Source organism: Pseudomonas argentinensis (assembly GCF_001839655.2).
Classification (GTDB): Bacteria; Pseudomonadota; Gammaproteobacteria; order Pseudomonadales; family Pseudomonadaceae; genus Aquipseudomonas; species Aquipseudomonas argentinensis_B.
On record NZ_CP056087.1, the window covers coordinates 1,601,249 to 1,623,501 of the forward strand.

Consider the following 22,253-nt stretch of genomic DNA (forward strand, 5'->3'; position numbering starts at 1 on the left):
ATTCGAGAGAGAACATGCCAAAACGTACAGACATCAAAAGTATCCTGATCCTCGGCGCCGGCCCTATCGTAATCGGCCAGGCGTGCGAGTTCGACTATTCCGGCGCCCAGGCCTGCAAGGCCCTGCGCGAGGAAGGTTTCCGCGTCATCCTGGTGAACTCCAACCCGGCCACCATCATGACCGACCCGGCCATGGCCGACGCCACCTACATCGAGCCGATCAAGTGGGCCACCGTGGCCAAGATCATCGAGAAGGAGCGCCCCGACGCCCTGCTGCCGACCATGGGTGGCCAGACCGCGCTTAACTGCGCGCTGGATCTGGAGCGTCACGGCGTGCTGGAGAAGTTCGGCGTCGAGATGATCGGTGCCAACGCCGACACCATCGACAAGGCCGAAGACCGTTCGCGCTTCGACAAGGCCATGAAGGACATCGGCCTGGCCTGCCCGGTCTCGGGTATCGCCCACAGCATGGAAGAAGCGTACGGCGTGCTCGAGAAGGTCGGCTTCCCGTGCATCATCCGTCCGAGCTTCACCATGGGCGGCACCGGTGGTGGCATCGCCTACAACCGCGAAGAGTTCGAGGAAATCTGCACCCGGGGTCTGGACCTGTCGCCGACCAACGAGCTGCTGATCGACGAGTCGCTGATCGGCTGGAAGGAATACGAGATGGAGGTGGTCCGCGACAAGAAGGACAACTGCATCATCGTCTGTTCCATCGAGAACTTCGACCCGATGGGCGTGCACACCGGTGACTCGATCACCGTGGCCCCGGCCCAGACCCTGACCGACAAGGAATACCAGATCCTGCGTAACGCCTCCCTGGCGGTGCTGCGCGAGATCGGCGTGGAAACCGGCGGCTCCAACGTGCAGTTCGGCATCTGCCCGAACACCGGGCGCATGGTGGTCATCGAGATGAACCCGCGGGTATCGCGCTCGTCGGCCCTGGCCTCCAAGGCCACCGGTTTCCCGATCGCCAAGATCGCCGCCAAGCTGGCCGTGGGTTACACCCTCGACGAGCTGCAGAACGACATCACCGGCGGTCGTACCCCGGCCTCGTTCGAGCCGGCCATCGACTACGTGGTGACCAAGATCCCGCGTTTCGCCTTCGAGAAATTCCCCAACGCCGACGCCCGCCTGACCACCCAGATGAAATCCGTGGGTGAAGTCATGGCCATCGGCCGGACCTTCCAGGAGTCCCTGCACAAGGCGCTGCGCGGGCTGGAAGTCGGCGTCGCCGGCTTCGATCCGAAGCTCGATCCGGCGGATCCGGAAGCCGAAAGCACCCTCAAGCGCGAACTGATCGTGCCGGGCGCCGACCGCATCTGGTACGTGGCCGACGCCTTCCGTGCCGGCAAGAGCGTCGAGGAAGTGTTCGAGCTGACCCGCATCGACGAATGGTTCCTGGTGCAGATCGAAGACCTGGTCAAGGACGAGCAGCGCATCCAGACCCTGGGCCTGTCGAGCATCGACCGCGACCTGATGTTCAGCCTCAAGCGCAAGGGCTTCTCCGATGCGCGCCTGGCCGCGCTGCTCGGCGTCACCGAGAAGAACCTGCGCAGCCATCGCCACAAGCTCAAGGTGCTGCCGGTCTACAAGCGCGTCGATACCTGCGCCGCCGAGTTCGCCACCGACACCGCCTACATGTACTCGACCTACGAGGAAGAGTGCGAGGCCAATGCCAGCGGCCGCGACAAGATCATGATCCTCGGCGGTGGCCCGAACCGCATCGGCCAGGGCATCGAGTTCGACTACTGCTGCGTACACGCCGCGCTGGCCATGCGGGAAGACGGCTACGAGACCATCATGGTCAACTGCAACCCGGAAACCGTCTCCACCGACTACGACACCTCCGATCGCCTGTACTTCGAGCCGGTCACCCTGGAAGACGTGCTGGAGATCGTCCGCGTCGAGCAGCCCAAGGGGGTGATCGTCCAGTACGGCGGCCAGACCCCGCTGAAGCTGTGCCGCGCCCTGGAAGAAGCCGGCGTGCCGATCATCGGCACCAGCCCGGACGCCATCGACCGTGCCGAAGACCGTGAGCGTTTCCAGCAGATGGTGCAGCGCCTCGGCCTGCGTCAGCCGGCCAATGCCACCGCGCGCAGCGAAGAGGAAGCGCTGACCCTGTCCAAGAATATCGGTTATCCGATGGTGGTGCGTCCGTCCTACGTACTGGGCGGCCGGGCGATGGAAATCGTCTACCAGGAAGAAGAGCTCAAGCGCTACATGCGCGAAGCGGTGAAGGTCTCCAACGACAGCCCGGTGCTGCTCGACCGTTTCCTCAACTGCGCCATCGAGGTGGACGTGGATGCGGTCAGCGACGGCGAGACCGTGGTGATCGGCGCCATCATGCAGCACATCGAGCAGGCCGGCGTACACTCCGGTGACTCGGCGTGCTCGCTGCCGCCGTACTCGCTGCCCAAGCACATCCAGGACGAGATCCGCGACCAGGTCAAGAAGATGGCTCTGGAGCTGGGCGTCATCGGCCTGATGAACGTGCAGATGGCCGTGCAGGGCGAGGACATCTACGTGATCGAGGTCAACCCGCGGGCCTCGCGTACCGTGCCGTTCGTGTCCAAGTGCATCGGCGAGTCCCTGGCCAAGGTCGCGGCCCGTGTGATGGCCGGCAAGACCCTGAGCGAGCTGGGCTTCACCCAGGAAATCATCCCGCCGTTCTTCAGCGTCAAGGAAGCGGTGTTCCCGTTCAACAAGTTCCCGGGCGTCGACCCGATCCTCGGCCCGGAAATGAAGTCCACCGGTGAGGTGATGGGCGTCGGTGACAGCTTCGGCGAAGCCTTCGCCAAGGCGCAGATGGGGGCCAGCGAGATCCTGCCGAATGCCGGCGTGGCCTTCATCAGCGTCCGTGAAGACGACAAGCCGGAAGCCATTCAGGTCGCTCGCGACCTGGTCGCCCTGGGCTTCGAGGTGGTCGCCACCGCCGGCACCGCCAAGGTGATCGAAGCCGCCGGCCTGCCGGTCCGTCGCGTCAACAAGGTAACCGAGGGTCGCCCGCACGTGGTCGACATGATCAAGAACGACGAAGTCACCCTGATCATCAATACCACCGAAGGCCGTCAGTCCATCGCTGACTCCTACTCCATTCGTCGTAACGCTCTGCAGCACAAGATCTACTGCACCACCACCATCGCGGCGGGGCAGGCGGTCTGCGAGGCGCTCAAGTTCGGTCCCGAGAAGACCGTGCGCCGTCTGCAGGATCTGCATGCAGGAATCAAGGCATGAACAAGTACCCCATGACCGTCCAGGGCGCTCGCGCCTTGGAAGAAGAGCTGGCGCACCTGACCAAGGTGCGTCGCCCCGCGCTCAGCCAGGCGATCGCCGAAGCCCGTGAGCTGGGTGACCTCAAGGAAAACGCCGAATACCATGCCGCCCGCGAGGAGCAGGGCATGGTCGAGGCGCGCGTACGTGATATCGAAGGTCGCCTGCAGAACGCGGTGATCATCGACGTCACCACCATTGCCCATACCGGCAAGGTGATCTTCGGCACCACCGTGGAAATCGCCAACGTCGAGACCGACGAGAGCGTGACCTACCAGATCGTTGGCGAAGACGAAGCCGACATCAAGCAGGGCAAGCTTTCCGTGGGTTCGCCCATCGCCCGGGCCCTGGTGGGCAAGAGCGAAGGTGACGTGGTCGGCGTCAACACGCCCAGCGGCCTGGTCGAGTACGAGATTGTCGAAGTTCGCCACGTCTGATCGGACGGCGGCGCGCGACAGCGCAGCCAGCGCCTGGGTGCTGCTGCAGACCCTCTGGGTCGGCGGCATCTGGACATTGCACTTTCTGGTGCTGCCGGGGCTGGCCAGTGTCGGCCTGGCGTCCTTGCTGATCGAGGAAGTGGCGCGCACCCTGGTGCCACAGATGGTCGGCATTACGCTGGGCGCAGCGTTGCTGCAGGCTGTGCTGCTGGTGCGGCAGCGTGGCGTGTCGGCGCTGTGGCGAGCGCGTAGCGGGCAGTTGCTGCTCGCGGTGCTGGTCGTCTCGCTGGCCTTTATGGTTTCGTTGGTGTCCTGGCCGCAGGCGCCGCGCTGGCAGCTGTTCAGCTACCTGCTGCTGGCGTTCTTCGGTGTATTGCTGGTGTTGCAGCCCGTGCCTCGCAAGGCCGTGGCAGCCGACCCGCAGGTCGGCTGAGCACCTGAATCAGCCCTGGTAGCGGCTGATGTTGGACAGGTTGCGATTGGCCTTGGGGTTCTTGCGGTACAGCAGCGCCATCTTGCCGATGATCTGCGCCAGTTCGGCCTTGCTGGCCTTGCACAGCTCATCGATCACCGCCAGGCGGTCGTCACGTTCGGCGACACGCACCTGGATCTTGATCAGCTCATGGTCGTTCAGCGCGCGCTCGAGCTCGGCCAGAACGCCCTCGGTAACACCGTTGTCGGCGACGATCAATACCGGTTTCAGGTGGTGGCCGATAGATTTGAACTGTTTCTTCTGCTCTTGAGTGAGCGGCATAATCTGAACCCTGCGTATTAATCTGGGAAAGCGGGCTATTTTAACCGAGCCGCCCGAGGCCCGCCCAGTTATTCATTCTGTTCTCTCGAGGTGTTGTGTGGCCCGTTCCAAGACCAGCCAGCGTTGGCTGAAAGAGCATTTCGACGATCCCTACGTCAAAATGGCGCAAAAGGACGGCTACCGTTCACGTGCCAGTTACAAGCTGTTGGAGGTGCAGGAGAAGGATCGCATCCTGCGTCCCGGCATGACCGTGGTCGATCTCGGTGCCGCGCCGGGTGGCTGGTCCCAGGTCACCAGCCGGGTGATCGGCGACAAGGGGCGGCTGATCGCCTCCGATATCCTGGAGATGGACAGCATCCCGGACGTCACCTTCATTCAGGGCGATTTCACCGACGATGCCGTATTCGCGCGGATTCTCGAGGCCATCGACAATAACCCCGTCGACCTTGTGATTTCCGATATGGCCCCCAATATGAGTGGGGTGAGGGCCGCCGATCAGCCGCGTGCCATGTACCTGTGCGAGTTGGCGCTGGATCTGGCTGGCCGGGTGCTCAAGCCCGGCGGCGATTTCCTGATCAAGATCTTCCAGGGCGAGGGTTTCGACGAGTACCACAAGGAGGTACGCCGTCAGTTCGACAAGGTGCAGATGCGCAAGCCCCTGTCGTCCCGTGACCGTTCCCGCGAGCAGTATCTGCTGGCCCGAGGCTTCAAGGGCCTGAGTGTCGAGTAAAACCAATGGCGTGGTTGTCAGTCCAAGCCAAGACGCGCATCGTAATGGGCAGATGTCTCATAAAGGGTTACAGACGGTGTCAGCCATGAGCGGGCGTTTGTAGTAAGTTAGATCGGTTTATAACTGGTCGTCATGCGAAGCACGCTTCGGCAAGGGGCCTGCTTCAGAGGGTAGCTAATTGAACGACATGGCAAAGAATCTGATCCTGTGGCTGATCATCGCCGCCGTCCTCGTCACGGTGATGAACAACTTCTCCAGCCCCAGCGAGACCAACAAGCTCAACTACTCGGAATTCATCGAGCAGGTGCAGAGCGGCGGGGTCAAGCGCGTCACCGTCGATGGCTACATCATCAGCGGCATGCGTTCCGACGGCTCCTCGTTCGAGACCGTGCGCCCGGCGATCCAGGACAACGGCCTGATCAAGGACCTGATGGACAACAACGTCGAGATCGTCGGCAAGCAGCCCGAGCAGCAGAGCATCTGGACCCAGCTGCTGGTCGCCAGCTTCCCGATTCTGGTGATCATCGCCGTGTTCATGTTCTTCATGCGCCAGATGCAGGGCGGGGCGGGTGGCAAGGGCGGGCCAATGAGCTTCGGCAAGTCCAAGGCGCGGCTGCTCTCCGAAGATCAGGTCAAGACCACCTTCGCCGACGTCGCCGGTTGCGACGAGGCCAAGGAAGAGGTCAGCGAGCTGGTCGAGTTCCTGCGTGACCCGGGCAAGTTCCAGCGCCTGGGTGGCCGTATCCCCCGCGGCGTGCTGATGGTCGGCTCGCCGGGTACCGGTAAGACCCTGCTGGCCAAGGCGGTTGCCGGCGAAGCCAAGGTGCCGTTCTTCACCATCTCCGGTTCCGACTTCGTCGAGATGTTCGTCGGTGTCGGCGCCTCCCGCGTGCGCGACATGTTCGAGCAGGCCAAGAAGCACGCGCCGTGCATCATCTTCATCGACGAGATCGACGCCGTCGGTCGTCATCGTGGCGCCGGCATGGGCGGCGGTCATGACGAGCGCGAGCAGACCCTCAACCAGTTGCTGGTAGAGATGGACGGCTTCGAGATGAACGATGGCATCATCGTCATCGCCGCCACCAACCGCCCCGACGTGCTCGACCAGGCGCTGCTGCGTCCGGGCCGTTTCGACCGTCAGGTGGTCGTCGGCCTGCCGGATATCCGTGGCCGCGAGCAGATCCTCAACGTGCACATGCGCAAGATCCCCATGGGTGAGGACGTCAAGGCGTCGGTCATCGCCCGTGGTACGCCGGGCTTCTCCGGTGCCGACCTGGCCAACCTGGTCAACGAGGCCTCGCTGTTCGCCGCGCGGGCCGGCAAGCGCCTGGTGGAAATGAAGGAGTTCGAGCTGGCCAAGGACAAGATCATGATGGGCGCCGAGCGCAAGACCATGGTCATGTCCGACAAGGAGAAGCTCAACACCGCCTATCACGAGGCAGGGCACGCCATCGTCGGTCGGCTGGTGCCCGAGCATGATCCGGTCTACAAGGTCACCATCATTCCCCGCGGTCGTGCCCTGGGCGTGACCATGTTCCTGCCCGAGGAAGATCGCTACAGCCTCAGCAAGCGTGCGCTGACCAGCCAGATCTGCTCGCTGTATGGCGGCCGTATCGCCGAAGAGATGACCCTGGGCTTCGATGGCGTCACCACCGGTGCGTCCAACGACATCATGCGGGCCAGTCAGATCGCTCGCAACATGGTCACCAAGTGGGGCCTGTCCGAGAAACTCGGCCCGCTGCTGTACGCCGAAGATGACGATCAGCCGTTCCTGCGGGGCGGTGGTGGTTCCTCCGGTGCCAGCGTATCGGGCGAAACGGCCAAGCTGATCGACTCCGAAGTGCGGGCGATAATCGACAACTGCTACAACACCGCCAAGCAGATCCTGACCGACAATCGCGACAAGCTCGACGCCATGGCCGAAGCGCTGATGAAGTTCGAGACCATCGATCTCGATCAGATCAACGACATCATGAGTGGTCGCCCGGCCCGTGAGCCGAAGGACTGGACCGGCGGCGGCAATGACGCCGGCACGCCGTCTGCCAAGCCCGGCGAAGCGGATCGTCCCGAGAAACCCATCGGCGGGCATGCTGCCGAGGTGTAAAAGTCGTCCATGACTCCTGTGCAAACAAACGACCGGCTGCCTTGTGGCAGCCGGTTTCTTGATTTAAGCCATCCGCAAGTGATGGGCATCCTCAACGTCACCCCCGACTCCTTTTCCGATGGTGGTCGCTTCGCCCTGCGCGATGCGGCGTTGCGCCATGCCGAGGGCATGGTGCGCGCCGGCGCGACGCTGATCGATATCGGCGGCGAGTCAACGCGCCCCGGTGCTGCCCCGGTGTCGATGGCCGAAGAGCTGGAGCGTGTCGCGCCGATGGTGGAAGCGGTGGCTGCCGAACTGGATGTGATCATTTCCGTGGATACCTCCACCGCCGAGGTGATGCGCGAGTCGGCCCGGCTCGGTGCCGGTATGATCAATGACGTGCGCTCGCTGCAGCGCGACGGCGCCCTGCAGGCGGCGGCCGAGAGCGGTTTGCCGGTGTGCCTGATGCATATGCGTGGCGAACCCACGACCATGCAGCAAAGCCCCCGGTACGATGACGTGCTGGAAGCGGTGGCTGACTTTCTGCGCGAGCGCCTGGCGGTCTGCGAGGCAGCCGGCATCCCGGCGCAGCGCATCGTGCTCGATCCGGGTTTCGGCTTCGCCAAGACGCTGGAGCATAATCTCAGCCTGTTCAGGCGCATGCCGGCGCTGCAGGCTTTCGGTCTGCCGCTGCTGGTCGGCGTCTCGCGCAAGAGTATGATTGGCGCCGTGCTGGGCCGCGAAGTCGACGGTCGCCTGTACGGCAGCCTGGCCCTGGCGGCCCTGGCGGTCGCCAAGGGGGCGCATATCCTGCGTGTGCACGATGTGGCGGAAACCGTCGACGTGGTGCGCATGGTCGCTGCGGTCGAAGCGGCGCAGTAAACAGAAAAAGGGAGTTGTCGTTTTGAGTCGCAAGTATTTTGGCACCGACGGTATCCGTGGGCGCGTCGGTCAGTATCCCATCACCCCGGATTTCATGCTCAAGCTGGGCTGGGCCGCCGGCATGGCGTTTCGCAAGCAGGGCAAGTGCCGCATTCTGATCGGCAAGGACACGCGCATCTCCGGCTATATGTTCGAGTCGGCACTGGAGGCTGGACTCTCTGCTGCCGGTGCCGACGTCATGTTGCTGGGGCCGATGCCGACACCGGCGATCGCCTACCTGACGCGGACCTTTCACGCCGAGGCGGGTATCGTCATCAGCGCCTCGCACAACCCGCACCATGACAACGGCATCAAGTTCTTCTCGGGGCAGGGCACCAAGCTGCCCGACGAAGTCGAGCTGATGATCGAGGAGCTGCTCGACGCGGCGATGACCGTGGTCGACTCCGAGCAGCTCGGCAAGGTGTCGCGTATCAACGACGCCGCCGGGCGTTACATCGAGTTCTGCAAGAGCAGTGTGCCGACCAGTACCGACTTTTCCGGCCTGAAGATCGTGCTCGACTGCGCCCATGGCGCGGCCTACAAGGTGGCGCCGGCGGTATTCCAGGAGCTGGGCGCCGAGGTGTCGGTGCTGTCGGCCCAGCCCAACGGGTTGAATATCAACGCCGATTGCGGCTCGACCCATATCGAGAGGCTGCAGGCCGAGGTCACGGCGCGCCACGCCGACCTGGGCATCGCCTTCGACGGCGATGCCGATCGGGTGTTGATGGTCGATCACACCGGTGCCGTGGTGGATGGTGACGAGCTGCTGTTCATCATCGCCCGGGATCTGCAGGCCCGCGGCAAGCTGCAGGGCGGCGTCGTCGGCACGCTGATGAGCAACCTGGGTCTGGAGCTCGCGCTCAAGGAGCTGGACATCCCCTTCGTGCGCGCCAATGTCGGCGACCGTTACGTGATCGCCGAGTTGCTCGAACGTGGCTGGCAGTTGGGTGGAGAAAATTCCGGACACCTGGTGTGCTTCCAGCACGTGACGACCGGTGATGCCATCGTCGCCGCGCTGCAGGTGCTGCTGGCCATTCGTCGCCGTGATCAGAGCCTGGCCGAGGCGCGCCAGGGGTTGCGCAAGTGCCCCCAGGTGCTGGTCAATGTGCGTTTCGGTGGCGGCGTCGACCCGCTCAAGCACCCGGACGTGCAGGCGGCCAGCGACAGCGTGACCCAGCGCATGGCCGGGCGCGGCCGCGTGCTGCTGCGCAAGTCCGGGACCGAGCCGCTGGTGCGGGTGATGGTCGAAGGCGAGGAGGAAACCCAGGTTCGTGCCTATGCCGATGAATTGGCTGAAATTGTCTCGCGCGTCTGTGCTTGATTCGGCTTGCCAGTCCCCAAGCGGTTGGGTAACATCTGCGCCCTCTTTGACCAACGAGGTAAAGCATGCGTCGCTCAATGGTTGCTGGTAACTGGAAAATGCACGGTACCCGCGCCAGTGTCGCAGAGCTGATCGATGGTCTGAGTCGGCAGGCACTGCCTGCCGACGTCGAGGTTGCGGTGTTTCCTGTCAGCCTTCACCTCGCTCAGGTTGTCGAGGGGCTCAGCGGTCGTGCGGTGTCGGTAGGCGCCCAGGACTGTGCGGTCGAAGCGGGGCAGGGGGCATTGACCGGAGAGGTGTCGAGCGAGCAGCTGCGCGATGCGGGTTGCAAGCTGGTGCTGGTCGGTCATTCCGAGCGTCGCCTGATCCTCGGTGACAGCGATGAGCAGGTCGTGCGCAAGTTCGCGGCGGCTCAGCTCAACGGGCTGGTGCCGGTGCTGTGCGTCGGGGAGACCCTGGAGCAGCGCGAGGCGGGCGAAACCCTCAAGGTGGTTGCCGGTCAGCTCGATAGCGTGATCGAGGCGCTGGGGGTTGCGGTGCTGTCGAGTGCGGTGGTGGCGTATGAGCCGGTCTGGGCCATTGGTACCGGGCTGACGGCAACGCCTCAGCAAGCGCAGGATGTACATGCGGCAATTCGCGCGCAGGTCGCTGCGAAAGACCCGCAAGTGGCAGGTGGTTTGAGAATTCTTTATGGCGGCAGCGTCAAGGCCGCCAATGCAGCCGAGCTGTTCGGCATGCCTGATATCGATGGGGGGCTTGTGGGTGGAGCCTCTCTGAATGCGAACGAGTTCGGTGCGATCTGTCGCGCTGCGGGAAGCTAAGAATATGCTGGAAACAGGCGTTGTAGTTCTTCATCTGCTGGCGGCGATCGGTGTGGTTGTGCTGGTGCTGCTGCAGCAGGGTAAAGGTGCCGATGCAGGTGCTTCGTTTGGTGCGGGTGCTTCCAATACCGTTTTCGGTAGCCAAGGAAGCACTACCTTTCTGAGCCGAGTTACTGCTATACTCGCCGCCAGTTTTTTCATTACCAGCTTGGGGTTAGCGTATTTTGCTAATCAAAAGTCTGATACACTGGGTCAGGCTGGTTTGCCGGATCCGGCAGTAATGGAAGTGCCGCAGGGCAACAAGCCTGCAGAAGATGTACCGGTGCTTGAGCAGCAACAGCAAGCGCCAACTTCGAGTGAGCAAGACGTACCTCAGGCTCCCGAAGCGCAGTAAGTGTCAAATTTGCCGAGGTGGTGGAATTGGTAGACACGCTACCTTGAGGTGGTAGTGGCCATAGGCTGTAGGGGTTCGAGTCCCCTTCTCGGTACCAATTGAACAGAATAGCCCGCTGCATGCGGGCTTTTCTGTATCTGGGGATTGGTTGACCCGTATGGCGGTTCAGCCGTATAATCCGCTCCCAGTTTTAGCGCGGGGTGAACAGTCCGGTAGCTCGTCGGGCTCATAACCCGAAGGTCGTTGGCTCAGGTCCATCCCCCGCAGCCGGTTGTCACTGAGCCCCTTTCAAGGGGCTTTTTGTTAGCTGGCAGACAGATTCTCCGCCGTCTGGGCGGTCTTGTAGATGGGCGTTTCGCCCATTTTTTATTTGCACAGCATGCGCGAGGGGTTCAGGTGTCGAGCAAGCTAGAACAGTTGCAGGCCTTGGTGGCCCCGGTAGTCGAAGCGCTTGGCTACGAGTGCTGGGGTATCGAGTTCCTGTCTCAGGGGCGGCATTCGCTGCTGCGTATCTACATCGATCATGCCGACGGCATTCTCATCGACGATTGCGAGAAGGTCAGCCGGCAGATCAGCGGCGTTCTCGACGTCGAGGATCCCATCAGTGCGGAGTACACCCTCGAGGTGTCGTCGCCCGGTATGGATCGGCCATTGTTCACGTTGGCCCAGTTCGCCAGTCACGTCGGCGAGCAGGTGAAAATCAAGTTGCGCTCACCATTCGAAGGGCGCCGCAACTTTCAGGGTCTGCTCCGCGGTGTGGAGGAAGAGGACGTGGTGGTGCAGGTGGATGACCACGAGTTTCTTTTGCCGATCGATATGATCGACAAGGCCAACATTATCCCCCGATTTGATTGAGACACGGATCCTGCGGGATCGGAATGTGTCGATCCCAATGGATTGCGAAAGGCGAGGCGTACGATGAGCAAAGAAGTACTGCTGGTTGTTGAGTCGGTATCCAATGAAAAGGGCGTACCGGCCGCTGTGATTTTCGAGGCGCTGGAGTTGGCGCTGGCCACGGCGACCAAGAAACGTTTTGAAGATGAAGTCGAACTGCGCGTGGCGATCAACCGTCAGAGTGGTAGCTACGAGACCTTTCGTTGCTGGACCGTGGTCGACGAGGAAAACTTCGAAGATCCGGCGCACCAGGTAACCACTGACATGCCGCGTGCGGTCGAGGCCAATGCCAAGGTCGGTGACGTGCTCGAGGAGAAGATCGAGTCCATCGAGTTCGGGCGTATCGCTGCACAGACCGCCAAGCAGGTCATCGTGCAGAAGGTGCGTGAAGCCGAGCGCGCCCAAGTCGTCGAAGCCTACCGCGAGCGCCTGGGTGAAATCATCGCCGGTACCGTCAAGAAGGTTACCCGCGACAACGTCATCGTCGATCTGGGCGCCAACGCCGAGGCCCTGCTGGCCCGCGAAGACATCATCCCACGTGAGACCTTCCGTGTCGGCGTGCGCCTGCGTGCGCTGCTCAAGGAAATCCGCACCGAGAACCGCGGCCCTCAGCTGATCCTGTCGCGTACCGCGCCGGAAATGCTGATCGAGCTGTTCCGCATCGAGGTGCCGGAAATCGCCGAAGGCCTCATCGAGGTCAAGGCCGCCTCCCGTGACCCGGGTTCGCGCGCCAAGATCGCGGTACGTTCCAAGGACAAGCGTATCGACCCGCAAGGCGCTTGCATCGGCATGCGCGGCTCGCGCGTTCAGGCGGTCTCCGGCGAACTGGTCGGCGAGCGTGTGGACATCGTGCTGTGGGACGACAACCCGGCGCAGTTCGTCATCAACGCCATGTCGCCGGCTGAAGTCGCGGCGATCATCGTTGACGAAGATGCCCATGCCATGGACATCGCCGTAGGCGAGGACAACCTGGCGCAAGCGATTGGCCGTGGTGGCCAGAACGTGCGCCTGGCCAGTCAGCTGACCGGCTGGACGCTGAACGTGATGACCGAAGCGGACATCCAGGCCAAGCAGCAGGCCGAGACCGGCGATATCCTGCAGGGCTTCATCGACGAGTTGGAAGTCGACGAAGAGCTGGCCCAGGTGCTGGTCGAAGAGGGCTTCACCAGCCTGGAAGAAATCGCCTACGTGCCGATGGAAGAGATGCTCAGCATCGACGGTTTCGACGAAGAAATCGTCAACGAACTGCGCTCTCGAGCGAAGGATCGTTTGCTGACCAAGGCCATCGCCACGGAAGAAAAACTGGCAGACGCCCAGCCGGCCGAAGACCTCCTCGAAGTCGAGGGTATGGACAAAGGCCTGGCGCAGGAACTGGCAGTACGCGGGGTGGTTACCCGTGAAGACCTGGCCGAGCAGTCGATCGACGACCTGCTCGACATCGACGGCATCGACCAAGAGCGTGCCGGCAAGCTGATCATGGCCGCCCGAGCCCACTGGTTCGAGTAAGTTTTACGGCCTGAGGAGAGAAGTGCATGACGCAAGTCACGGTGAAAGAACTGGCCCAAGTGGTCGACACACCGGTAGAGCGCCTGCTGCAGCAGATGCGAGAGGCGGGTTTGCCGCACAGCAGTGCCGAGCAAGTTGTCACCGATAACGAAAAGCAGGCCCTGCTTGCTCACCTGAAGAGCAGCCACGGCGACAAGAAAGCCGAGGAACCGCGCAAGATTACCTTGCAGCGCAAGACCACCAGCACCCTCAAGGTCGCTGGTAGCAAGACCATCAGCGTTGAAGTGCGCAAGAAGAAGACCTTCGTCAAGCGCAGCAACGAAGAGATCGAAGCCGAGAAACAGCGCGAGCTCGAAGAGCAGCGTGCTGCGGCGGAAGCTGCTCGCCTGAAGGCCGAGGAAGAAGCCAAGCGCCAGGCCGAAGAAGAAGCCAAGCGTCAGGCAACTGTAGCGCCGGCCGAGCGTACTGTCGAAGCGGCTGCGGCCCCGGCCGTCGTCGACGCGCCGGTTGCCCCGGTTGTCGACGAGCGCAAGAAGGAAGAGCCGCGTCGTCCGGACAAGAGCCGTAGCGACGATGCCGATCGCCGTGGGGGCGAGCGCAAGACCACTCAGCACCGCCCCACCGTCAAGGAAAAGGCGCCTGCTCCGCGTGTCGCGCCGCGTACCATCGACGAAGAGAGCGATGGCTTCCGTCGCGGTGGCCGTGGCAAGTCCAAGCTCAAGAAGCGCAACCAGCATGGCTTTCAGGCTCCGGCCGGCCCGGTGGTGCGTGAAGTGTCGATCGGCGAGACCATCACCGTGGGCGAACTGGCCCAGCAGATGTCGGTGAAGGCTGCTGAAGTCATCAAGTTCATGTTCAAGATGGGCACGCCTGCCACCATCAACCAGGTGCTGGATCAGGAAACCGCTCAGCTGGTCGCCGAAGAACTGGGCCACAAGGTCAAGCTGGTCAGCGACAACGCGCTCGAAGAGCAGTTGGCCGAGTCCCTGAAGTTCGAAGGCGAGGCGATCTCCCGTGCGCCGGTGGTGACCGTCATGGGCCACGTCGACCATGGCAAGACCTCGCTGCTCGACTACATCCGTCGTGCCAAGGTGGCGTCCGGCGAAGCCGGTGGTATCACCCAGCACATCGGGGCCTACCACGTGGAAACCGAGCGCGGCATGGTGACCTTCCTCGACACCCCGGGTCACGCGGCGTTCACCGCCATGCGTGCCCGTGGTGCCAAGGCCACCGACATCGTCATTCTCGTGGTGGCGGCCGATGACGGCGTAATGCCGCAGACCCAGGAAGCGGTGCAGCACGCCAAAGCGGCCGGCGTACCGATCGTGGTCGCGGTGAACAAGATCGACAAGCCCGATGCCAACCCGGACAACATCAAGAACGGCCTGGCCGCGCTCGACGTGATTCCGGAAGAGTGGGGCGGCGACGCACCGTACGTGCATGTGTCGGCCAAGATGGGTACCGGCGTGGACGAACTGCTCGAAGCGGTTCTGCTGCAGGCCGAAGTCCTCGAGCTCAAGGCCATGCCGTCGGCGCCTGGTCGTGGTGTGGTCGTCGAATCGCGCCTGGACAAGGGCCGCGGCCCAGTGGCCACCGTGCTGGTTCAGGACGGTACGCTGCGTCAGGGCGACATGGTGCTGGTCGGCTCCAACTACGGCCGCATCCGCGCCATGCTGGACGAGAACGGCAAGCCTGTTAAGGAAGCCGGCCCGTCCATCCCGGTCGAGATTCTCGGCCTGGACGGCACGCCGGAAGCCGGCGACGACATGACCGTCGTGGCCGACGAGAAGAAGGCCCGCGAGGTTGCGCTGTTCCGTCAGGGCAAGTTCCGCGAAGTGAAACTGGCACGTGCCCACGCCGGCAAGCTGGAAAACATCTTCGAGAGCATGGGCCAGGAAGAGAAGAAGACCCTCAACATCGTGCTCAAGTCCGATGTGCGTGGTTCTCTCGAGGCACTGCAGGGCTCGCTCAGCACCCTGGGCAACGACGAAGTGCAGGTACGCGTGGTCGGTGGCGGCGTCGGTGGTATCACCGAGTCCGATGCCAACCTGGCCCTGGCGTCCAATGCCGTGCTGTTCGGCTTCAACGTCCGTGCTGACGCCGGTGCGCGCAAGATCGTCGAGGCCGAAGGCCTGGACATGCGCTACTACAACGTCATCTACGACATCATCGAGGACGTCAAGAAGGCGCTCACCGGTATGCTCGGCAGCGACGTTCGCGAGAACATCCTCGGCATCGCCGAAGTGCGCGACGTGTTCCGTTCGCCGAAGTTCGGTGCGGTCGCCGGTTGTATGGTGGTCGAGGGTACGGTCTACCGTAACCGTCCGATCCGCGTACTGCGTGACGACGTGGTGATCTTCGAAGGCGAGCTGGAGTCCCTGCGTCGCTTCAAGGACGACATGGCCGAAGTGCGTAATGGCATGGAGTGCGGTATCGCCGTGAAGAGCTACAACGACGTCAAGGTCGGCGACAAGATCGAAGTGTTCGAGAAAGTCCAGGTGGCTCGCAGCCTGTAATCGCGAGTCGCGACACGCAACGCCCGGCCCCGCATCTGCGCGGCCGGGCGTTTGCCGCTTTTGAGTCCGCTGCTTTTGCAGGCAGCGAGACGAGTGGAAGGTAGCAACGATGGCAAAAGACTATAGCCGTGCCCAGCGTATCGGCGACCAGATTCAACGCGAATTGGCGCAGCTGATTCGTACCGAAGTCAAAGACCCGCGCCTGGGTGGCCTGGTCACCGTTACCGCGGTCGATGTCAGCCGTGACGCCAGCCATGCCAAGGTGTTCGTCACCGTCATGGGCGCCGAGCCGCAGGAGGGCTCCGACCCCATCGCGCAGAGCCTCAAGGTGCTCAACGACGCCAGTGGCTTCCTGCGCATGCAGCTGGGCAAGGCGATGAAGCTGCGCAGCGTGCCGCACCTGCGTTTCCATTACGACGAAAGCATCGTGCGCGGTGCCCAGTTGTCGGCGCTGATCGAGCGTGCGGTTACCGAGGACAGCAAACACGTCGACAGCGACACCGAGGCCAAGGAGTAAGCACGTGGCCCAGGTAAAGCGTATTCGTCGCAAGGTCGACGGCATCATCCTGCTCGACAAGCCCAAGGGCTTCAGCTCCAACGCGGCCTTGCAGAAGGTGCGCTGGCTGCTCAATGCCGAGAAGGCCGGGCACACCGGCAGCCTCGATCCGCTGGCCACCGGCGTGCTGCCGCTGTGCTTCGGCGAGGCGACCAAGTTCTCCCAGTACCTGCTCGATGCCGACAAGGGCTACGAGACGGTCATGCAGCTGGGCGTCACCACCACCACGGCCGATGCCGAGGGTGAGGTGATCGAGCGCCGCGAGGTGGATGTCGACGCTGCGGACATCGAGGCGCTGCTGCCGCGTTTTCGCGGTGACATCAGCCAGGTGCCGCCGATGTATTCGGCGCTCAAGCGCGACGGCCAGCCGTTGTACAAGCTTGCCCGTGCCGGAGAAGTAGTGGAGCGCGAGGCGCGTTCTGTTACTATTGCGCGCCTGGAGTTGCTGTCCTGCGCTGCCGACCGGGCGAGCCTGGCGGTGGACTGCAGCAAAGGCACCTATATCCGCACGCTGGTCGAGGATATCGGTCACCTGCTGGGCTGCGGCGCCCATGTCGCCGAGCTGCGCCGTACCAAGGCCGGCCCGTTCGACCTGGCGCAGAGTGTCAGCCTGGATGAATTGCTGCAGGCCCACGAAGAGGGTGGCAACGAGGCGATCGATCGCTTCCTGCTTCCCGTGGACAGCGGGCTGAAACATTGGCCGCTGCTGAGCTTCACCGAGCACAGTGCGTTCTACTGGCTGCAAGGGCAGCCGGTTCGCGCCGCGGACGCGCCGAAGTTCGGCATGGTCCGGGTGCAAGATCACAATGCTCGCTTCATCGGTATCGGTGAAGTGAGCGAAGACGGGCGCATTGCGCCGCGTCGTCTGATTCGGTCCGCGTGACCGTGGCGAGCCGTTTCGGCGGCTCGTAACGAGGGTGGCTGTCAATAGGCACGGTCATACCTCCTTTTAAAACACGGGAAGCGATTCCCGGCCTATTGAGACTGTCCTTGCGACTGTCTCCAGATGAGAGGATGCCCACATGGCACTCAGCGTTGAAGAAAAAGCCCAGATCGTTAACGACTACAAGCAAGCCGAAGGCGATACCGGTAGCCCGGAAGTCCAGGTTGCTCTGCTGTCCGCCAACATCAACAAGCTGCAAGGCCACTTCAAGGCCAACGGCAAAGACCACCACTCGCGTCGTGGCCTGATCCGCATGGTCAACCAGCGCCGCAAGCTGCTGGACTACCTGAAGGGTAAGGACACCAGCCGTTACAGCGCCCTGATCGGTCGCCTGGGTCTGCGTCGCTAAGCAATGCTTAGTCGTCGTTGACTGCAAAAGCTGGAAGTGGGCTCGCCCCGCTTCCAGCTTTTGCTTTTAGGGTGTATTCACGTTTCAGCACTGCCGCGCCGGAGCCAGTTTTGCCGCGAGGTAAGGCATGAGTCGCGAAGTTTGGCTGGCCAAATGAGCCGACGAGAAACGCAGCATCGCGGCAAAACTGGCCCGGCCCTGAGGGTTGCGCGGAAAAATCTCGCCATGCGTCGTTGGCGGGCTTGGCAAGGGAATACCATTCCCGGCGCCCTCCGCCTCGCTTGGCGAGATTTTGCGCAGCAACGCGGCTTGTGCTGAAACGTGAACACACCCTACGCTCTACCCGTTTTTTGCAGCACCGAAGCCCTTTGATGCTTCACCTCTGGACAGCGCCGGGCCGACTCCCGCAGCGATTGCCCACCAATTCGCAAGAACCGTTTCCCCCAAAGGCAACAGAGAGAAGGAAAACACCGTGAACCCGGTAATCAAGAAATTTCAATTCGGTCAGTCGACCGTCACCCTCGAGACTGGCCGTATTGCCCGTCAGGCTTCCGGCGCCGTGCTGGTCACCGTCGACAACGACGTCACCGTGCTGGTCACCGTGGTGGGCGCCAAGTCCGCCGACCCGAGCAAGGGCTTCTTCCCGCTGTCCGTGCACTACCAGGAAAAGACCTACGCAGCCGGCAAGATTCCTGGCGGCTTCTTCAAGCGTGAAGCGCGCCCGAGCGAGAAGGAAACCCTGACCTCGCGCCTGATCGACCGTCCGATCCGCCCGCTGTTCCCGGAAGGCTTCCAGAACGAAGTGCAGGTTATCTGCACCGTGGTCTCCACCAGCAAGAAGACCGATCCGGACATCGCCGCGATGATCGGTACCTCCGCTGCCCTGGCCATCTCCGGCATCCCGTTCGACGGCCCCATCGGCGCTGCGCGCGTTGCCTACCACCCCGAGACCGGCTACCTGCTGAACCCGAACTACGAGCAGCTCAAGGCGTCGAGCCTGGACATGGTCGTGGCCGGTACCAAAGACGCCGTACTGATGGTCGAATCCGAAGCCAAGGAACTGACCGAAGACCAGATGCTGGGCGCCGTGCTGTTCGCCCATGACGAATTCCAGGCCGTCATCCAGGCCGTTACCGAACTGGCCGCCGAAGCCGGCAAGCCGCGTTGGGACTGGCAGGCCGCTGCCGCCAACACCAGCCTGCTGGACGCCATCCGCGCCGAGTTCGGTGCCGCGATTTCCGACGCCTACACCATCATCATCAAGCAGGACCGCTACGCGCGCCTGGGCGAGCTGCGCGACCAGGTGGTTGCCAGGTTCTCTGGTGAGGAAGGTCAGCCGAGCGCCGGTGAGGTCAAAGACGCCTTCGGCGAAATCGAATACCGCACCGTGCGCGAGAACATCGTCAACGGCAAGCCGCGTATCGATGGTCGTGATACCCGTACCGTACGTGGCCTGAACATCGAAGTCGGTGTGCTGGACAAGACCCACGGCTCGGCCCTGTTCACCCGTGGCGAAACCCAGGCGCTGGTCGTGGCCACCCTCGGTACCGCCCGCGATGCGCAGCTGCTCGACACCCTCGAAGGCGAGAAGAAAGACCCCTTCATGCTGCACTACAACTTCCCGCCGTACTCGGTGGGCGAGTGTGGTCGCATGGGCGCCACCGGTCGTCGTGAAATCGGCCACGGCCGCCTGGCCCGTCGTGGCGTTGCCGCCATGCTGCCGAGCGCCGACGAGTTCCCGTACACCATCCGCATCGTCTCGGAGATCACCGAGTCCAACGGTTCGTCCTCCATGGCTTCCGTTTGCGGTGCTTCCCTGGCCCTGATGGACGCCGGCGTGCCGATGAAGGCGCCGGTTGCCGGTATCGCCATGGGTCTGGTCAAGGAAGGCGAGAAGTTCGCCGTGCTGACCGACATCCTCGGTGACGAAGACCACCTGGGCGATATGGACTTCAAGGTAGCCGGTACCGCCAATGGCGTCACCGCGCTGCAGATGGACATCAAGATCCAGGGCATCACCGAAGAGATCATGGAAATCGCCCTGAACCAGGCCCTGGAAGCGCGTCTGAACATTCTCGGCCAGATGAACCAGGTGATCGCCCAGTCGCGCAGCGAGCTGTCGGCCAACGCTCCGACCATGCTGGCGATGAAGATCGACCAGGACAAGATCCGTGACGTCATCGGCAAGGGCGGCGCCACCATCCGCGCCATCTGCGAAGAAACCAAGGCCTCGATCGACATCGAAGACGACGGCTCGATCAAGATCTTCGGCGAAACCAAGGAAGCCGCCGACGCCGCCAAGCAGCGCGTACTGGCGATCACCGCCGAGGCCGAGATCGGCAAGATCTACGTCGGCAAGGTCGAGCGCATCGTCGACTTCGGCGCCTTCGTCAACATCCTGCCGGGCAAGGATGGTCTGGTACACATCTCCATGCTCAGCGATGCACGCGTGGAGAAGGTCACCGACATCCTCAAGGAAGGCCAGGAAGTGGAAGTACTGGTGCTGGACGTGGACAACCGCGGCCGTATCAAGCTGTCCATCAAGGACGTCGCCGCTGCCAAGGCTTCGGGTGTCTGATCCGGGCTGAAGCCGCCGCGGCTACACGAAAGCCAGTCAGGGTGACCTGACTGGCTTTTTTATTGCCTGCCATTCGGCATGGCCAACCGCGCTCGGCGTTCTGGTGCCTCACCCGGCGGCCGGGTTAAGGTGACGCTTTTGCCGGAGAAACCCATGGCATCCGTTCTGGTCGCCGCCCAGTGTGCGGTTCGCGCTGGTGACCTCGAGGCCAACCTGGCCACCCATAGGGTTTTCATGCAGCACGCCGCCGAGTCGGGTGCCACGCTGCTGGTCTTTCCCGAGCTGTCGCTGACCGGCTATGAGCCCACCCTGGCCCTTGATCTGGCGCAGACGCCCGAGAGTGCCCTGTTCGACCCCTTGCGGCGTCTCGCCAGGGAGGCGGGGATGACCACGGTGGTCGGTGTGCCGCTACGCGTGCCGGGCCGCGACAAGCCGCAAATCGCCGCCTGCATCCTGCAGGCCGATGGCGCGCTGGCCTTCTACACCAAACAGTACCTGCATGGCGGTGAGGAGCGCTTCTTCTCCCCGGGCCAGGGAGGCGAATTGCTGCCTATCGGAGATCAGCTGGTGGCCCTGTCGGTGTGCGCCGATTTCAGTCACGCCGAGCACCCGGCGCGGGCTGCGGCGGGTGGCGCTCGGGTGTACGCCGCCAGTGTGCTGATCGGCGAAGCTGGTTATGGCCATGACAGTGCCTTGCTGCTGGGCCATGCGCAGCGCCATGGCATGGCGGTGCTGATGGCCAATCACGGCGGCCCCACGGGAGGCTGGGCAGCAGCAGGGCGCAGTGCCTTCTGGGATGAGCAGGGGCATTGCGTGGCCCAGGCGGGCGGTGCGGGCAACCGTCTGCTGGTCATTACCGGGCAGCCGCAGGAATGGTGCGGGCGAGAGGTCGTGTTGGGGTAAGGCAAGCGGCCGTTCGCTGCGTAGCAAAAAAAACGCCAGTCAGGCGCTGCCTGGCTGGCGTTTCTTCGTCGAGCCAAACCGTGATCAGTCGGTGTACTGGAACAGCTTGACGATCTTCTGCACGCCCGAGGTGCTCTGCACCACATTGCTCGCCGCATTGGCTTCCTGGCGGCTGACCACGCCGAGCAGGTAGACGATACCGTTCTCGGTGATCACCTTGATGCGGCTGCCCGGCACGCCGCTGTCGGCGAGCATCTGGGTCTTGATCTTGGTGGTCAGCAGCGAATCGTTGCTGCGTGCCAGTAGCGAGGTGGGCTGCTGCACCTGCAACTCGTTATGCACCTTGCGCACGCCCTGAACGCGACGGGCAGCCTGTTCGGCGGTGGCTTTCAGGTCAGCGCGGGGCGTCTGTCCGGCGATCAGGATCACGCCGTTGTAGCTGGTCACCACGATGCGCGAGGTGGGGCTGGCGAGGTCGGCGTGGGCGCGGGTGATGGCATTGGCGACATCCGGGCCGACGAACTGGTCGTCGATCTTGTTGCCGATGCTGCGGCTGCCGCAGCCGCCCAGGATCAGGCTCAATGCCAGGACGGCGAAGATCAGTGGTGAACGGGTCATTCTTCACTCCCAAACAGTTGACTGTCGATAAGGTCACACAAGCAGTGGATGGCCAGTAGATGGACTTCCTGGATGCGCGCCGTGACCTTTGACGGCACGCGAATCTCGACGTCTTCGGGCAACAGCAGCGAGGCCATGCCTCCGCCGTCGCGACCGGTCAGGGCGACCACGGTCATTTCCCGGTCGTGGGCAGCCTGGATAGCCTGGATCACGTTGGCGGAGTTGCCGCTGGTGGAAATGGCCAGCAGCACGTCGCCCGGTTGGCCCAGGGCGCGAATCTGCTTGGAAAAGACTTCGTTGTAGCTGTAGTCGTTGGCGATCGAGGTGATCGTCGAGCTGTCGGTGGTCAGGGCGATCGCCGGCAGGCTGGGGCGCTCGCGCTCGAAGCGGTTGAGCAGCTCCGAGGAGAAGTGCTGCGCGTCACCTGCCGAGCCACCGTTGCCGCAGGAGAGGATCTTGCCTTCGCTGAGCAGGGCCTGGACCATCACCTGGCTGGCGTGCTCGATGAACGGAGGCAGAACCTCCATGGCGTGGTGCTTGGTTTCGATGCTGCCTTGAAACAGCTGGCGAATACGGGCTTGCATATCCATGTAGAGCTTTGACCTTGACTATAACGAGGCCTCGGCCCGTGGGGCGCGCGGCGCTGTCGTTGGAAAC

At 63.0% G+C, this 22,253-nt stretch carries 20 protein-coding genes and 2 tRNA genes; 19 read left to right on the forward strand and 3 right to left on the reverse strand.

All coding sequences use genetic code 11. The annotated features are described in order from the left end of the window. Positions 1-14: 14 nt before the first annotated feature. Genes carB through SA190iCDA_RS07035 form a run of 3 tightly spaced genes read left to right on the forward strand, consistent with a single transcriptional unit; the run spans position 15 to position 4,142 of the window. A complete protein-coding gene (carB, locus tag SA190iCDA_RS07025) occupies positions 15-3,236 on the forward strand; it encodes a carbamoyl-phosphate synthase large subunit (protein ID WP_070884262.1) in 3,222 nt (1,073 codons plus the stop codon). Beyond that, positions 3,233-3,709, forward strand: a complete 477-nt coding sequence (greA, locus tag SA190iCDA_RS07030; RefSeq protein WP_070884261.1) for a transcription elongation factor GreA — start codon at positions 3,233-3,235, stop codon at positions 3,707-3,709. Before carB ends, greA begins: the two co-directional genes overlap by 4 nt. After that, on the forward strand, positions 3,687-4,142 hold the full coding sequence (locus SA190iCDA_RS07035; RefSeq protein ID WP_070884260.1) for a DUF4149 domain-containing protein: 456 nt from the start codon (positions 3,687-3,689) through the stop codon (positions 4,140-4,142). Before greA ends, SA190iCDA_RS07035 begins: the two co-directional genes overlap by 23 nt. 9 nt (positions 4,143-4,151) lie before the next feature. Here the strand turns inward: SA190iCDA_RS07035 and yhbY are convergent, their stop codons facing one another. Continuing rightward, positions 4,152-4,463: a ribosome assembly RNA-binding protein YhbY gene (gene yhbY / locus SA190iCDA_RS07040; protein WP_070884259.1), complete on the reverse strand. Its 312-nt coding sequence runs from the start codon at positions 4,461-4,463 to the stop codon at positions 4,152-4,154. A gap of 97 nt (positions 4,464-4,560) precedes the next feature. Here yhbY and rlmE point away from each other — a divergent pair, with 97 nt between their 5' ends. The 16 genes from rlmE to SA190iCDA_RS07120 all read left to right on the forward strand — a co-directional run bounded on the left by rlmE (position 4,561) and on the right by SA190iCDA_RS07120 (position 20,978). Further along, the gene (rlmE, locus tag SA190iCDA_RS07045; protein ID WP_070884258.1) at positions 4,561-5,193 is read left to right on the forward strand and encodes a 23S rRNA (uridine(2552)-2'-O)-methyltransferase RlmE; all 633 of its coding nucleotides are present in this window, start codon (positions 4,561-4,563) and stop codon (positions 5,191-5,193) included. Between the two features lie 187 nt (positions 5,194-5,380). Further along, entirely contained in the window at positions 5,381-7,297 is a 1,917-nt protein-coding gene (gene ftsH / locus SA190iCDA_RS07050) for an ATP-dependent zinc metalloprotease FtsH (protein ID WP_070884257.1), read from the forward strand. A 9-nt stretch (positions 7,298-7,306) separates the two neighbouring features. Beyond that, on the forward strand, positions 7,307-8,158 hold the full coding sequence (gene folP, locus SA190iCDA_RS07055) for a dihydropteroate synthase (RefSeq protein WP_070884256.1): 852 nt from the start codon (positions 7,307-7,309) through the stop codon (positions 8,156-8,158). Positions 8,159-8,180: 22 nt separating this feature from the next. Continuing rightward, entirely contained in the window at positions 8,181-9,518 is a 1,338-nt protein-coding gene (gene glmM, locus SA190iCDA_RS07060) for a phosphoglucosamine mutase (protein ID WP_070884255.1), read from the forward strand. Between the two features lie 65 nt (positions 9,519-9,583). Continuing rightward, on the forward strand, positions 9,584-10,339 hold the full coding sequence (tpiA, locus tag SA190iCDA_RS07065; RefSeq protein ID WP_070884254.1) for a triose-phosphate isomerase: 756 nt from the start codon (positions 9,584-9,586) through the stop codon (positions 10,337-10,339). A gap of 4 nt (positions 10,340-10,343) precedes the next feature. Continuing rightward, positions 10,344-10,733, forward strand: a complete 390-nt coding sequence (secG, locus tag SA190iCDA_RS07070) for a preprotein translocase subunit SecG (RefSeq protein WP_070884253.1) — start codon at positions 10,344-10,346, stop codon at positions 10,731-10,733. Between the two features lie 11 nt (positions 10,734-10,744). Then, positions 10,745-10,830: transfer RNA gene (locus SA190iCDA_RS07075), tRNA-Leu, on the forward strand. Between the two features lie 97 nt (positions 10,831-10,927). Then, positions 10,928-11,000, forward strand: a tRNA-Met gene (locus SA190iCDA_RS07080). A 129-nt stretch (positions 11,001-11,129) separates the two neighbouring features. Next, positions 11,130-11,588 (forward strand): ribosome maturation factor RimP, encoded by a 459-nt coding sequence (gene rimP / locus SA190iCDA_RS07085; protein WP_013792672.1) that lies wholly within the window; start codon positions 11,130-11,132, stop codon positions 11,586-11,588. A 63-nt stretch (positions 11,589-11,651) separates the two neighbouring features. Then, a complete protein-coding gene (gene nusA, locus SA190iCDA_RS07090) occupies positions 11,652-13,133 on the forward strand; it encodes a transcription termination factor NusA (RefSeq protein ID WP_070884252.1) in 1,482 nt (493 codons plus the stop codon). A gap of 26 nt (positions 13,134-13,159) precedes the next feature. Next, positions 13,160-15,649: a translation initiation factor IF-2 gene (gene infB / locus SA190iCDA_RS07095; protein WP_070884251.1), complete on the forward strand. Its 2,490-nt coding sequence runs from the start codon at positions 13,160-13,162 to the stop codon at positions 15,647-15,649. Positions 15,650-15,758: 109 nt separating this feature from the next. Next, complete coding sequence (rbfA, locus tag SA190iCDA_RS07100; protein ID WP_013792669.1) at positions 15,759-16,166, forward strand: 30S ribosome-binding factor RbfA; 408 nt, start codon at positions 15,759-15,761, stop codon at positions 16,164-16,166. Positions 16,167-16,170: 4 nt separating this feature from the next. Further along, entirely contained in the window at positions 16,171-17,088 is a 918-nt protein-coding gene (gene truB / locus SA190iCDA_RS07105; protein ID WP_070884250.1) for a tRNA pseudouridine(55) synthase TruB, read from the forward strand. A 139-nt stretch (positions 17,089-17,227) separates the two neighbouring features. After that, positions 17,228-17,497, forward strand: a complete 270-nt coding sequence (gene rpsO / locus SA190iCDA_RS07110; RefSeq protein WP_042554902.1) for a 30S ribosomal protein S15 — start codon at positions 17,228-17,230, stop codon at positions 17,495-17,497. Between the two features lie 472 nt (positions 17,498-17,969). Beyond that, complete coding sequence (gene pnp / locus SA190iCDA_RS07115; protein WP_070884249.1) at positions 17,970-20,075, forward strand: polyribonucleotide nucleotidyltransferase; 2,106 nt, start codon at positions 17,970-17,972, stop codon at positions 20,073-20,075. A 153-nt stretch (positions 20,076-20,228) separates the two neighbouring features. Further along, on the forward strand, positions 20,229-20,978 hold the full coding sequence (locus tag SA190iCDA_RS07120) for a carbon-nitrogen hydrolase family protein (protein ID WP_070884248.1): 750 nt from the start codon (positions 20,229-20,231) through the stop codon (positions 20,976-20,978). A gap of 84 nt (positions 20,979-21,062) precedes the next feature. On the opposite strand, the gene SA190iCDA_RS07125 is transcribed toward SA190iCDA_RS07120, so the two are convergent. Continuing rightward, positions 21,063-21,596: a BON domain-containing protein gene (locus SA190iCDA_RS07125; RefSeq protein WP_070884247.1), complete on the reverse strand. Its 534-nt coding sequence runs from the start codon at positions 21,594-21,596 to the stop codon at positions 21,063-21,065. Further along, complete coding sequence (locus SA190iCDA_RS07130) at positions 21,593-22,186, reverse strand: phosphoheptose isomerase (RefSeq protein WP_070884246.1); 594 nt, start codon at positions 22,184-22,186, stop codon at positions 21,593-21,595. Before SA190iCDA_RS07130 ends, SA190iCDA_RS07125 begins: the two co-directional genes overlap by 4 nt. Positions 22,187-22,253: the final 67 nt, after the last annotated feature.